A 13,897-nucleotide genomic window follows, 5' to 3' on the forward strand; every position below is an offset into this window, starting at 1 on the left:
TCTCTCTTATCGACAATAAGTTTTTGAAACAAATCATTAAGCTATGATAAACTAGCGCTAATTTGATAAAACCAAAGGATTTTTCAATGTCAACTTTAGCCAATCTCTACCGTAAAATTTTAGCGTTCCCTTTATCATTATTGGTCAAAAACAATTCTATTCCACATCACCCAATAGAAGAATTGGAATTGGATATCAATCAACCCTTTGTCTATGTTCTGCCTTATACCTCACAAACGGATTTAGTGATTTTTCAACGTAACTGTTTAAATGTAGGGTTGCCCGATCCGTTGCAACCCAATGAAATCAACGGTGAAAAACTACCACGTTATGTATTTTTAGATGAGGGACATAGTTTCTTTAAATCTAAGGGCGCCAAAAAAGAAACGGAAAAAGTATTCTATAACTACTTAGAATTACACCGCACATTGCCCGAGTTAAATGTGCAAGTGGTGCCCGTTTCCGTGTTATGGGGGCGTTCACCGGGGCAAGAAGATAAAAATGGCTTGCCGAAATTACGCTTACTGAATGGTATTCAAAAAACCTTTACCGTGTTATGGTTTGGCCGTGATACCTTTGTGCGTTTCTCGCAAGCGGTGTCACTACGTTATATGGTGGATGAACATGGTTCGGATGAAAAAATCGCTCAAAAATTGGCTCGTGTAGCGAAAATGCACTTTGCCAAACAGCGTATTTCTGCGGCGGGTCCTCGCTTACCGAATCGTCAAGCCATGTTCAAAAAACTATTGCAATCGCCAACGATTTTACAAGCCATTGATGATGAGGCCACCACTAAAAAAATAAGCCATGAAAAAGCCACTCAAGAGGCGCAAAAAATTCTGGATGAAATTGCCGCCAATGTGAGCTATGAAAGTTTGCGTATTGCCGACCGTTTTTTACGTTGGTTATGGAATAAACTGTATCAAGGCATTGATGTTCAACATGCCGACCGAGTGCGTAAACTGGCCTTAGAGGGACATGAAATTGTGTATATTCCTTGCCACCGTAGCCATATTGACTATTTATTGCTGTCTTATGTGCTGTATCATCAAGGCTTAGTAACACCGCATATTGCTGCAGGGATCAACCTTAATTTCTGGCCAGTGGGCGGCTTATTCCGTCGTGGCGGGGCATTCTTTATTCGCCGTACGTTCAAAGGCAATCGCCTCTATTCTACGCTGTTCCGTGAATATTTAGCGGAATTATTCCACCGTGGTTATGCCGTGGAATTCTTTATTGAGGGCGGTCGCTCACGTACAGGTCGCTTATTAGCACCGAAAACCGGCATGGTGTCCATGACCTTGCAAGCCTTACAACAAGGCCAAACTCGCCCGATTTCCTTGGTGCCCGTGTATGTGGGTTATGAACACGTGTTAGAAGTGGACACCTATGCCAAAGAATTGCGTGGTGCGGCCAAAGAGAAAGAAAATGCAGGGTTAGTGTTGCGAGTAATCAAAAAATTACGCAATCTCGGTAAAGGCTATGTGAATTTCGGCGAACCGATTTCACTCAATAGCTACCTCACGCAACATTATCCAGAATGGAAACAAAGCCTCCAAGAAGAACGCCCAAGTTGGTTTAACCAAGCGGTGGATCAAGTAGCCAATCAAGTGATGGTAAACATTAACAACGCCGCCGCCGTTAATGCCATGAACTTAACCGGCACCGCCTTACTGTCCTCACGCCAACGTGCGCTATCCCGTGAGCAATTATTGGAGCAGTTGGAAAGCTATCAACAATTATTACAAAATACGCCATATTCACAAGATGTGATTATTCCAACGGAAACGCCAGAGGAAATGCTCAATCATGTGTTAAGTTTAGATCGTGTCGGCGTGTTAACGGAAAAAGATAATTTCGGGGAAATTATCCGTTTAGAACGTAATTCAGCGGTATTAATGACCTATTATCGCAACAATATCCAACACTTATTTGTGTTACCGTCTTTAGTGGCGAGCATTGTGTTGCATTATGAGGCTACCCAAAAAGATTTGGTGATTGATGCGGTGAATAAAATTTATCCGTTCTTACGTGCCGAGTTATTTTTACATTTTAGCAACGAAGAACTGAACCAACGCATTGAAAGTGTGATTGCCGAATTAGCTCGCCAAGAATTAATCAAATGCAACGACAGCTTGCTCAGTATCAACCGACCAAAAGTGCGTGGTTTACAACTGTGGTCGGCCGGTATGCGTGAGATTTTGCAACGTTATCAAATTGCGGTGAGCTTGCTGTGTAACGATCCGAGCATGTCTCGTGCGAGTTTGGAAAAAGAAAGCCAATCGGTGGCACAACGTTTATCGGTATTACATGGGATTAATGCCCCTGAATTTTTTGATAAAGCCGTGTTCTCTGGTTTTATTAATAGTTTGAAAACAAACGGTTATTTTGATGAAAATGGCCAAGCAGATTTGACCAAATTACAACAATTATCGGATATTTTCACCCGTTTGATTTCGGCTGAAATTAACTTGACCATTCAAAGTGCGGTGGAAAAAGCGGAAGAAACCACCAACAACGAGGTGGCGCCAGAAGATAAAACCGAAGATAACGTATAATTATTTTTTATTATCCCTTTAAGGAACCCTATGAATTTACGAGAAAAGATCGACCAAAGCCCCATGTCTGGCTACCAATGGGCCATTGTGGCCATGGCTGCCATTATGAACTTATTAGATGGCTTTGATGTATTGGCGCTAGCCTTTACTGCCTCCTCCATTAAAGCCGAATTTGCCTTATCTGGCGTGCAACTCGGGTATTTAATGAGTGCAGGGTTAATAGGAATGACCGCCGGCTCCTTATTTTTGGCCCCACTGGCGGATAAAATCGGCCGTCGTCCGTTATTACTGATTGCCATTGGCTTATCTGCCTTGGGAATGTTCGGATCTGCCTTTATTAGCCATCATGACGCCCTATTCGGTTGGCGCTTGCTCACCGGTTTAGGCGTGGGCGGTATTTTAGTTGGCACCAACGTATTAACCAGTGAATATTCCTCTCGCAAATGGCGGAGCTTTGCGATTAGCGTGTATGCGGCGGGCTTTGGCGTAGGTGCCGTGTTAGGGGGCTTTTTTGCTGTCGGTTTGCAAGATGTGTACGGTTGGCGTGCGGTGTATTTAGCCGGTGCGGCTTTAACAGGTTTATGCTTTGTGATTTTATTGGCTTGGTTGCCTGAATCCATTGATTTTCTGTTAAATAAACAACCGCACAATGCGCAACAACGGTTAAACAAAATAACCCAAAAAATGGGCTTAGGCAAAGATTGGTCATTGCCAATGCAAACCGCACAACAAGACGGTCAAAGTGCGGTGAAAAAACTCCCCATTTCGCAGTTATTTAACGCCCAATATTTGCGTTCGACGTTGTTAATTTGGACCGCTTTTTTCGCCATTATGTTCAGTTTCTATTTCGTCAGTTCTTGGACGCCGGCCCTATTAAAAGAGGCGGGCATGACGGAAAATGCCAGTATTGTGGTGGGTATGATGATTTCTATTGGTGGCACCATTGGCTCCTTATGTTATGGCTTATTGGCGAGCCGTTGGTCTGCCCGTCATGTGTTAATGCTATTTACGGTGCTCTCCTCTTGCGCCATTATTATCTTTATTTTCTCCTCTGCTATTTTATGGTTAGCCATGGTGTTTGGTGTATTGGTAGGGGCGTTAATGAACGGCTGTATCAGCGGTTTATATACGCTCAATCCGAATATTTATGCGGCGGATATTCGTAGTACCGGTGTGGGTTGGTCGATTGGCATGGGGCGTGTGGGATCGATTCTGGCGCCGACCATTGCGGGTTCGTTATTAGATTTAGGTTGGCAAAAACAAAGCCTGTATATTGCCGTCGGTTTTGTGCTACTCATTGCGGTGGTGGCGTTATTTTTCTTAAAACGTCCAAGCAAAATTCAAGCCCTTTAAAAACAAAAATCCCCACGCAGTAGTGGGGATTTTTATGTGCAGAAAAGCGTGTCGTTTAATTTTGCCAAAGGGGTAACTTGATGGTGATACGTAAACCGCCTAATGGGCTTTTTTCGGCCCAGACTTTGCCCTGATGGGATTGCACGGTATTTTGGACAATTGCTAATCCCAATCCTGTACCGGTTTTTTGCTGTGTACGATATTCGTCAACCCGATAAAACGGCGAAAAGATCCGCTCATATTCCGTTGGCGATAATCCCTCACCATTATCATCAACCTGAATCAACAGCGTATTATCTTGCACAGAAAAATTTACCTCAATCAACGAATGGGTATATTTCAAGGCATTTCGGATCACATTTTCCAACATACTTGATAGCCCCTCTAAATTGCCATAAATTTGGTAATTTTCTGGGGACTTAATTTGTTGCCGTACTTGCATTTGGATATTAAGTTCTTGCGCCTCAAACCAAGCATCTTGTAGCACATCTTGCCACATTTCTGGCAACTTGATATGTTCTCGATAGGCGCTATTTTTAATTTGTGTCGCCGAAACTAATAATAAATCACTTACCATCGTATTCAATCGATTAGTTTCATTTTCAATACGTTGCAATTCGCTGCTGTCCCCCATTTTACGTCGTATTAAGCTGGCGGCTAATTGCATGCGTGTTAACGGTGTACGCAACTCATGTGAGGCGGTAGACATCATTTGCCGTTGGGTATTAATCAGGGTTGCCAAGGATTGTGACATCTGATTAAAACTTCGTCCTACTTGGCGTAATTCGACTACGCCGGTTTTTTCCAACTCTGGATTAACCCGAAAATCCCCTGTAGCAACGGAGTTTGCGGCACGTTGTAAACGGCGAATTGGCTCGGTTAAATTGTAAGCAAGCCATGCTAAAATTGGCGTAGAAACAAGCATTAACAAGATTAATAACAAAAATGGGCGGTCAAAAATATAGTTAGCAATTTCCTTTTGTGGATCGACATAGGTGATAAAATACGCAAAATAGGAATATTGCTGTTCATCGCTATTTAGGTGAATGCTAAAGGGGCCGGCAATTGACAGGTCATAAAATGTTTTCCGCTGTGGGCGTAATAAATCTGTCGAATATTTCATGAAATCTTGAATATAGCCGAGTTCATTTTCTTTCGCACCAATAATATTTTTCGCTTCGTCCACCAACACCGGCCGAGATGAATTTAATTGTTCCTCAATAAATACCTCTGGTGTCACCAGTAAGCGAGAAAATTGCTGGGAACGCACCGCATTAATAATGTCCTGATGGTATTTATTCACTTCCTTAGAATTTAAGGCGATATACAAACGAGTATCTAATTGTGGAATAAAAAACGCCGACACTAATAATAGCGCAAAAATGAACCAGAATAAGGCAAAGATTTTAACTGAGAGTGAATTAAGTATTACTTTGAACATCATTCCACCAATTTATTTTTTCCTTATAAATCATATTGTTAACCCCCCCCCCCGTGATTTTCGTTGGCGGCATTATCACCATGTCTATCACAAAATTCATCGGAGAACATGGCATAGCCTCGCCCACGCAAGGTTCTAAACCACAGATCGCCATTTTCTCGTGGAGGCAATTTTTTACGTAAATTCGACATGTGCATATCAATAGAACGGTCAAACGGAGACAGGGTTCTACCCAATACTTTCATGCTGAGATCATCCTTACTGACCGTTTGATTCAGGTTGGCAATGATCAGCTCAAGACAGCCGAATTCTGTGGTGGTAAGATCTAAATCTTGGCCGTTATAACTGGCTTGTTTGGTGGCGGTATTTAATACGAAACCCTCAAAATTAACGATATGCCGTGTACCGACAGTAAAACTTGAATCGGTACGGCGTAAAATAGCTTTGATACGTGCGAGCAATTCTCGGTCGTTGAATGGTTTAGCAAGATAATCATCTGCGCCTAATTCCAAGCCTTGAATGCGATCTAAATCATCACCACGTGCAGTGAGCATCAATACCGGCGTATTATAGCATTTACGAATCTCTTTTAAGGTTTCAATCCCGTTCATTACTGGCATCATCACATCAAGTAAAATCAATTGATATTGATTATCGGCTAATTTTCCCAATGCCACTAGGCCATTTTCCGCCTCGTCCACCTTAAATCCATCCAAAGATAACAAGTCCACTAATAAAGAACGAATGTCTTGGTCATCATCAACTAATAATAAAGGCACAGTTTTCTCTCCAACTTGTTTAACGGCTTCTCAAGGAGATTCAATTTTAATCTATTTCGATAAAAAAAAGAAACACAAAATAAAAAATTCTGCTGTTAATTTTATGCAAAATCTTTTAAAATCCACAAGATTTATCTATTGCAAATTCTCTTGCAAATTTTAAGTAAGGATCTCCTATGAAAATCGTCGAAGTAAAACACCCTTTAGTCAAACATAAATTAGGCTTAATGCGTATGGCTGACATCAGCACCAAGCACTTTCGTGAATTAGCCACGGAAGTGGGGAGTTTGTTAACTTATGAAGCCACCGCTGATTTAGAAGTGGAAAATGTCACCATTGATGGTTGGTGTGGTCCAGTTAAGGTCGATAGAATTAAAGGTAAAAAAGTTACCGTGGTGCCAATTTTACGTGCCGGTTTAGGCATGATGGACGGTGTGTTGGAACATATTCCAAGTGCCAGAATTAGCGTAGTTGGTATGTACCGTAATGAAGAAACCTTAGAGCCTGTGCCATATTTCCAAAAACTCGCCAGTGATTTAGAAGAACGTTTAGCTATCGTGGTTGACCCGATGTTAGCCACCGGTGGATCGATGATTGCCACCATTGATTTGTTAAAACAAAAAGGCTGCAAACAAATTAAAGTGTTAGTGTTGGTCGCTGCGCCTGAAGGCTTGAAAGCCTTAGAACAAGCTCACCCTGATATTGAATTATACACTGCCTCCATTGATGACCATTTAAATGAACATGGTTACATTATCCCCGGCCTAGGTGATGCGGGTGATAAGATTTTTGGAACGAAATAAATCCTGATGCCTTTGATTTTTATCAAGGGCATTTTTCTGCAACCGCGGTGCAAGGTCAGTGAGCTTTGGCCGCTTATTGAAGTAAAAAACTATGACAACACCTGAAATTCAAAGTAAAACTAAACAAGCCTTTGTGGGCTTACAAATGTTATTCGTCGCCTTTGGTGCCTTGGTTCTTGTGCCATTAATCACGGGCTTAAATGCGAATACTGCTCTATTAACCGCAGGGTTAGGGACATTATTATTCCAACTTTGCACCGGTAAACAAGTCCCGATCTTCCTCGCCTCCTCCTTTGCGTTTATCGCCCCAATTCAATACGGCGTACAAACTTGGGGCATTGCCGTGACAATGGGTGGCTTGGCTTGTACCGGTTTAGTCTATATTGCCTTAAGTACCTTGGTAAAATTACGGGGGGCGGGTATTTTAGAGCGCATTTTCCCACCTGTGGTCGTGGGGCCGGTGATCATTATTATCGGTATGGGGCTTGCACCGACCGCAGTAAATATGGCCGTGGGTAAACCAGACGGTGTGACGCAAGTTTATGAATATGACTTAGCCGTGTTGGTATCTTTAGTCACCTTGCTTACCACGCTATGCGTAGCCGTGTTCTCCAAAGGGATTATGAAACTGATTCCGATTATGTTCGGTATTACAGTTGGTTATATTTTATGCTTATGCTTAGGCTTAATTGATTTCCAACCGGTATATGACGCCGCTTGGTTTAGCTTACCTCAAATCACCACGCCAGAATTTAAACTGGAGGCCATTTTATACTTACTGCCTATTGCCATTGCACCGGCGGTTGAACACGTGGGCGGTATTATGGCGATTAGCTCTGTGACGGGCAAAGATTTCCTAAAAAAACCGGGTTTACACCGCACGTTATTGGGTGACGGTATAGCCACATCTGCCGCCTCCTTATTAGGTGGCCCACCAAATACCACCTATGCAGAAGTCACGGGTGCTGTGATGTTAACGCGCAACTTCAACCCCAATATTATGACATGGGCCGCCGTTTGGGCCATTGCTATTTCATTCTGTGGCAAAGTAGGCGCATTCCTTTCTACCATTCCAACCATCGTCATGGGCGGTATTATGATGTTGGTGTTCGGCTCTATTGCCGTAGTAGGAATGAGTACCTTAATCCGTGCTAAAGTAGATGTGACAGAGGCTCGTAACTTGTGTATTATTTCTGTGGTCATGAGTTTCGGTATCGGCGGTATGTTCGTCAACGTGGGCGAACTTTCGGTCAAAGGCATCAGCTTATGTGCTATCGTGGCCATTATTCTTAACTTGGTGTTACCAAAAGCGGAAAATAAAGTCGAATAACCCTCACCCTATCCCTCTCCCAACAGGAGAGGGAAATTGATAGGATTTTTTGTGCAACAACTTTCTCTCCCCATTCATCATCTTGATGATGAAACCTTAGAAAATTTTTACGGCGACAATAACCTATTGTTGCTCAACTCGTTGCACAAAAATTTCCAACAATTACAACAATCATTCTTTTATATTTGGGGAACCGCTGGCAGTGGCAAAAGCCATTTACTCAAAGCCGTAACCAATTATATTCTGGCCGAGAATCGTTACAGCATTTACGTCCCTTTAAGTAAATATGCCCATTTTTCCACCGCAGTTTTAGACAATCTCGAACAACAAGATGTCATTTGCCTCGACGATTTACAAGCCGTTATCGGTCATCACGACTGGGAACTGGCTATTTTTGACTTATTTAACCGAATCAAAGAAAAAGGCACCGCACTTTTACTCATTAGTGGTGATCAATCCCCCACTGCACTCCCCGTCAAATTACCCGATCTCGCCTCACGTTTACGTTGGGGGGAAATCTATCAACTTCACCCACTCAACGAAACGCAAAAAATCCAAGCCTTACAGCAAAACGCCCATCAGCTTGGCATTGAGTTACCCGAAGATACCGCAAATTTCTTAATCAAACGTTTAGATAGAGATATGCACAGCTTATTTACGGCCGTCGCAAAATTAGATAAGGCCTCATTACAAGCACAACGCAAATTAACGATTCCCTTTGTGAAAGAGATTTTAGGGTTGTAAATTTTACGTAAAAAAACACCGCACTTTCTCAATAATCATGGAAAAGTGCGGTGTTTTCTCTGCGAGTATTAGAACAATACTCTCGCCCGAATAGTGCCATCAATGGCTTTGAGTTTAGTTAATAAACCCTCGGTATTTTCGGTTTCTACGTCAATCACCACATAACCAATTTGCGGATCGGTTTGTAAATATTGTGCGGCAATGTTGATATTTCCTTCCACAAAAATTTGGTTGATTTTATTTAACACACCCGGTTTATTGTGGTGAATATGTAATAGACGTTTGGTGCCAGTATGCTCTGGTAAAGACACTTCTGGGAAATTCACCGAAGAAAGGGTTGAACCGTTATCAGAATATTTGACAAATTTACTGGCGACTTCCGTCCCAATATTTTCTTGTGCTTCCGTCGTTGAACCACCGATATGGGGGGTTAAAATCACATTATCAAATTGACGTAATGGTGACTCAAATACTTCATCAGCGGAAGCCGGTTCTTCAGGGAACACATCAATGGCTGCACCACGAATATGACCTTGTTCTAAGGCTTTGGCCAAAGCGTCAATGTCCACCACCGTACCACGAGCTGCGTTAATAAAAATACAGTCTTTCTTCAGTTGTGCAATGCGTTCCGCATTCATTAGGTTTTTAGTAGATGGCAATTCAGGGACGTGCAATGACACAATATCACTGGTGCTTAATAATTCTTCTAGTGAAGAAATTTGTTGTGCATTCCCTAACGGCAATTTGGTTTCCACATCATAGAAAAATACATTCATACCTAAGGACTCCGCAATAATACTTAATTGCGAACCAATATGGCCATAGCCCACAATGCCTAAGCGTTTGCCCCGCACTTCTCGCGAACCCACCGCACTTTTATTCCATTCGCCACGGTGAACCTGAGCGTTGGCGGTTGGAATATTACGCATTAATAATAGGATTTCGCCTAATACTAATTCCGCTACGGAACGTGTATTTGAGAATGGGGCGTTAAATACTGGAATCCCACGAGCTTTCGCCGCCTTTAAATCCACTTGGTTGGTGCCAATACAAAAACAACCCACCGCAATCAATTTCTTGGCCTCGGCAATAATATCAGCGGTGAGATTGGTGCGAGAACGTAATCCCACAAAATGGGCATCTTTAATCGCTTTTTTCAGTTCGTCAGGTTCAAGGGCTTTTTTGTGGTATTCAATATTAGTGTAACCAGCGGATTTCAAAATATCTAACGCATTTTGATGTACGCCCTCGAGCAATAAAAACTTAATTTTTGATTTGTCTAAAGACACTTTGTTTGTCATATTTGCCTTCCTAATGATGTTGTGTTTTTAATAAATGAAAGAAAAAGTGCGGTGCTTTATTTAATAATTTTCGCACCCTCTGGCGTGCCAATAATTACAGTATTTGCCGCATTTAACGCAAAAATACCGTTCGTCACCACACCCGCCACATTGTTTAATGTTTTCTCCATTTCTACTGGATTCAGGATTTTAAAATTATGGACATCTAAAATGACATTGCCATTATCTGTAATCACATTTTCACGCCATTCTGGTGAGCCACCTAAAGCGACCAATTTACGTGCCACTTGAGAACGTGCCATGGGAATCACTTCCACAGGCAAAGGAAAGGTTGAACCTAACACGTCAACTTGTTTTGAACTATCGACAATACAAATAAAATTCTTCGCCAATGATGCCACGATTTTTTCACGGGTTAACGCTGCACCACCGCCTTTAATCATCATTTTTTGTGGATTAATTTCATCTGCACCATCTACATAAATATCTAAGCTCGATACATCATTGGCACTGAACACTTCAATACCTTGCTGACGTAATAATTCTTCGGAGGCTTTTGATGCGGCTACAGCACCTTTAATTTGGTCTGCCATAGTGCCAAGTACATCAATAAAACAATTCACCGTGGAACCGCTCCCCACGCCCACGATCATATCAGGTTTCACAAATTGCAAAGCGGCTTTCGCTGCTTGTTTTTTCAGTTCGAGTTGATCCATTTTTAATCCTTAGTTTTTGGTAAAACGATTGCTACACTTTAATACTAAAAAGCCTGATAGACAAGCTAATCATACAGGAAATTATTGCATAGCCAGTGATAAAACCATTCATATCAATCTGGCAAAAATAATTCCAATAATTCATTTAAAAATAACTTACCCTGTGGCGTGATTTGCCAATACTCGCTGGCATTGATGACGAAACCTTTTTGAACAGCAAAATCTATCTGTTTTTGCACCGCACTTTGCGGTAGCCCTGTAAATTGCTCAAATTCTCTTTTCGGCACCGCCTCCAACAAGCGAAAACGATTCATAAAAAATTCAAAAGGGCTGTCAATTTCAGGCACGTTTTTTTGTTCATATAAATATTCACCACGCATATAACCTTTGGGGTGTTTGGTTTTACTGTAACGCAAGATTTCACCTGTGGTAAAACTCATTTTGCCATGGGCGCCACAACCAATCGCCAAATAATCACCGAAACGCCAATAATTTAAATTATGCTGACATTGGAAATCTGGTTTGGCATAGGCGGAGGTTTCATATTGTTGATAACCTGCTTCGGTCAATAATTGATGTCCTTGTTCAAAAATATCCCAAAGTTCGTCATCATCAGGCAAACGTGGTGGGCGATAAGCGAACATCGTATTGGGTTCAATAGTGAGCTGATACCAAGATAAATGCGGTGGGTTTAGGGCAATAGCTTGGCGTAAATCATCTAATGCTTGTAGCAACGTCTGATTCGGCAAGCCGTGCATTAAATCTAAATTAAAACTTTTTAACCCAGAATCTTTGGCAAATTGCACCGCGGTTTTGGCTTCGTCTGCATTGTGAATACGTCCTAACGCTTGTAATTTTTCATCGTTAAAACTTTGAATTCCCATTGAAATGCGTGTTACGCCTGCTTTGACATAACCCTTAAAACGCTCTGCCTCGGCGGTGCCAGGGTTGGCTTCTAAGGTGATTTCAATATTTGGCGAAAAGGGGATCTGTTGCTCAATCCCCTGTAATAATTGATGAATACTTTCCGCACAAAATAGGCTCGGTGTGCCACCACCAATAAAAATGGAATGTAAACAACGATCCTGTACGCTGTCTTTCAAACGTTCAAGATCTTGTTGTAAATCGGTTAACAGATGTTGTACATATTCCCTTTCTGGAATTTCGCTCTTTTGTGCATGGGAATTAAAATCACAATAAGGGCATTTTTGGACACACCAAGGAATATGCACGTATAAACTTAATGGCGGTAAGGTCAGTTGAGCCATTAACGTACAATCACCGCAGTACCGCTAGCGGTAATCATAAACATACTTTTTGAACCCGAACCGATGGACGTATAGTTTACTTCGACACCGACTACGGCATTTGCCCCTAAACGTTGTGCATTTTCGATCATTTCATTTAATGCCTCTTGGCGTGAACTGGTTAATTTACGTTCATAAGAGCCTGAACGTCCGCCAAAAATATCCGTTAATCCGGCAAAGAAATCACGAATAAAATTGGCTCCAGCCACTACTTCGCCAAACACTAATTCTTTATATTCAACGATTTGCTTGCCCTCAATACAATTTGTTGTGGTCACTAACATGGTTTTTCCTTATTTTTGTAATTTCATTTTTAATACGGCTAAAGCCTTGGCTCGATGGGAAATTTTTTTCTTCTCCGTAGGCTCTAATTCTGCAAAAGTACAATTTTTTTCTGGGCTAAAAAATAAGCTGTCATAGCCAAAACCGTTTGATCCTTTTTCCACAAACTCAATTTGACCAAAACATTCTCCCTCTGCAATAATCGGGCTTGGATCGGTTTCGTGTTGTAATAACACAATGCAACTGACGAATTTGGCTTGACGTTGTTCGGTGGGGACATCGGCTAATGCTCGCAATAATTTTTGACGATTCGCCTGATCGTCACCGTTGGTTCCGGCATAACGGGCAGAATATAAACCGGGTTCACCATTTAATGCAGCAACCACTAATCCGCTGTCATCTGCAATGGCTGGCAAGCCTGATAATTTCGCCGCATAGCGAGCTTTTAATAAAGCATTTTCCACAAAGGTTAAGCCTGTTTCTTCGGGGCTTTCAATCCCTAAATCCGTTTGAGCAATCACTTCAAAGCCAAAATCCGCTAACACGTCCGACATCTCTTTTACTTTGCCTGGATTGCCTGTTGCCAAAACCACTTTTTGCGTCATTTTTCTCTCCATTTTTTATTATTTGCGTATTTTTTCCCTATTATAAAGATTTTTTCATCAAAGTGCGGTCATTTTTGTTTGAATTTTTGCTATAGTAATAGCAATTTATTTTTACTTAATTTCAAAACAAGGTTTTTGTATGGAAAAAATCATCATTGATGAAGACCAGTTTATGCGAACGATTTCTCGCATTTCTCATGAAATTATTGAAAAACATGCAGATTTGGATGAACTGGTTATCGTTGGCATTAAACGTCGTGGAGCTGAGATTGCGGAATTAATTAAACGTAAAATTAATGAGTTAACCCAACAACAACTGCCTTCATTTGATTTAGATATTACTTTTTATCGTGATGATTTAGAATATGCTGAGCCGAGCCAAATCCCTGTCTATAAAGGTTCTTCTGATTACATTAACATTCAGAATAAAACCGTTATTTTGGTGGATGACGTCTTATTTACTGGGCGGACAATTCGAGCAGCACTTGATGCCTTAGTGGATTTTGGGCGAGCAGCTAAAGTCGAATTGGTGATTTTTGTGGATCGTGGGCACCGTGAATTGCCGATTCGAGCGGATTATGTGGGCAAAAATGTGCCAACCAGCCGACATGAAAAGATACAAGTACGCACCATGAAATTTGATAGTTGCTACAATGTGACTTTGCTGTCAAAATAGCG

General features: G+C 41.6%; 13 protein-coding genes. 6 read left to right on the forward strand and 7 right to left on the reverse strand.

The genetic code is table 11. The annotated features are described in order from the left end of the window. Positions 1 to 86: 86 nt before the first annotated feature. The gene (gene plsB, locus ACTG7L_RS02260; RefSeq protein ID WP_439287326.1) at positions 87 to 2,558 is read left to right on the forward strand and encodes a glycerol-3-phosphate 1-O-acyltransferase PlsB; all 2,472 of its coding nucleotides are present in this window, start codon (positions 87 to 89) and stop codon (positions 2,556 to 2,558) included. A 30-nt stretch (positions 2,559 to 2,588) separates the two neighbouring features. Next, a complete protein-coding gene (locus ACTG7L_RS02265) occupies positions 2,589 to 3,911 on the forward strand; it encodes an MFS transporter (protein WP_439287327.1) in 1,323 nt (440 codons plus the stop codon). Positions 3,912 to 3,966: 55 nt separating this feature from the next. Here ACTG7L_RS02265 and cpxA read toward each other — a convergent pair whose 3' ends face one another. Then, positions 3,967 to 5,355 (reverse strand): envelope stress sensor histidine kinase CpxA, encoded by a 1,389-nt coding sequence (gene cpxA / locus ACTG7L_RS02270; protein WP_439287328.1) that lies wholly within the window; start codon positions 5,353 to 5,355, stop codon positions 3,967 to 3,969. Positions 5,356 to 5,390: 35 nt separating this feature from the next. Further along, complete coding sequence (locus tag ACTG7L_RS02275; RefSeq protein WP_439287329.1) at positions 5,391 to 6,131, reverse strand: response regulator; 741 nt, start codon at positions 6,129 to 6,131, stop codon at positions 5,391 to 5,393. 176 nt (positions 6,132 to 6,307) lie between these two features. Between ACTG7L_RS02275 and upp the strand changes: the two genes are divergently transcribed. The 3 genes from upp to hda all read left to right on the forward strand — a co-directional run bounded on the left by upp (position 6,308) and on the right by hda (position 9,008). Beyond that, the gene (upp, locus tag ACTG7L_RS02280) at positions 6,308 to 6,934 is read left to right on the forward strand and encodes a uracil phosphoribosyltransferase (protein ID WP_439287330.1); all 627 of its coding nucleotides are present in this window, start codon (positions 6,308 to 6,310) and stop codon (positions 6,932 to 6,934) included. A 91-nt stretch (positions 6,935 to 7,025) separates the two neighbouring features. Further along, complete coding sequence (locus tag ACTG7L_RS02285; RefSeq protein ID WP_439287331.1) at positions 7,026 to 8,264, forward strand: nucleobase:cation symporter-2 family protein; 1,239 nt, start codon at positions 7,026 to 7,028, stop codon at positions 8,262 to 8,264. A 51-nt stretch (positions 8,265 to 8,315) separates the two neighbouring features. Continuing rightward, entirely contained in the window at positions 8,316 to 9,008 is a 693-nt protein-coding gene (gene hda / locus ACTG7L_RS02290; RefSeq protein WP_439287332.1) for a DnaA inactivator Hda, read from the forward strand. Positions 9,009 to 9,076: 68 nt separating this feature from the next. Here hda and serA read toward each other — a convergent pair whose 3' ends face one another. The 5 genes from serA to rdgB form a co-directional block, all read right to left on the reverse strand. Then, positions 9,077 to 10,309, reverse strand: coding sequence for a phosphoglycerate dehydrogenase (gene serA, locus ACTG7L_RS02295; RefSeq protein WP_439287333.1), 1,233 nt, complete (start codon positions 10,307 to 10,309; stop codon positions 9,077 to 9,079). A 56-nt stretch (positions 10,310 to 10,365) separates the two neighbouring features. Continuing rightward, positions 10,366 to 11,025, reverse strand: a complete 660-nt coding sequence (gene rpiA / locus ACTG7L_RS02300) for a ribose-5-phosphate isomerase RpiA (protein ID WP_439287334.1) — start codon at positions 11,023 to 11,025, stop codon at positions 10,366 to 10,368. Between the two features lie 113 nt (positions 11,026 to 11,138). Then, positions 11,139 to 12,293: a radical SAM family heme chaperone HemW gene (hemW, locus tag ACTG7L_RS02305; RefSeq protein ID WP_439287335.1), complete on the reverse strand. Its 1,155-nt coding sequence runs from the start codon at positions 12,291 to 12,293 to the stop codon at positions 11,139 to 11,141. Continuing rightward, positions 12,293 to 12,616 (reverse strand): YbjQ family protein, encoded by a 324-nt coding sequence (locus ACTG7L_RS02310; protein ID WP_386692412.1) that lies wholly within the window; start codon positions 12,614 to 12,616, stop codon positions 12,293 to 12,295. The genes hemW and ACTG7L_RS02310 overlap by 1 nt, the downstream gene beginning before the upstream one ends. A 9-nt stretch (positions 12,617 to 12,625) precedes the next feature. After that, the gene (rdgB, locus tag ACTG7L_RS02315) at positions 12,626 to 13,219 is read right to left on the reverse strand and encodes an RdgB/HAM1 family non-canonical purine NTP pyrophosphatase (RefSeq protein ID WP_439287336.1); all 594 of its coding nucleotides are present in this window, start codon (positions 13,217 to 13,219) and stop codon (positions 12,626 to 12,628) included. A gap of 139 nt (positions 13,220 to 13,358) precedes the next feature. On the opposite strand from rdgB, the gene pyrR reads away from it, so the two are divergent. Beyond that, complete coding sequence (pyrR, locus tag ACTG7L_RS02320; RefSeq protein WP_439287337.1) at positions 13,359 to 13,895, forward strand: bifunctional pyr operon transcriptional regulator/uracil phosphoribosyltransferase PyrR; 537 nt, start codon at positions 13,359 to 13,361, stop codon at positions 13,893 to 13,895. Positions 13,896 to 13,897 lie beyond the last annotated feature (2 nt).

The sequence above is a fragment of the Lonepinella sp. BR2357 genome (assembly GCF_051851525.1).
Classification (GTDB): domain Bacteria; phylum Pseudomonadota; class Gammaproteobacteria; order Enterobacterales; family Pasteurellaceae; genus Lonepinella.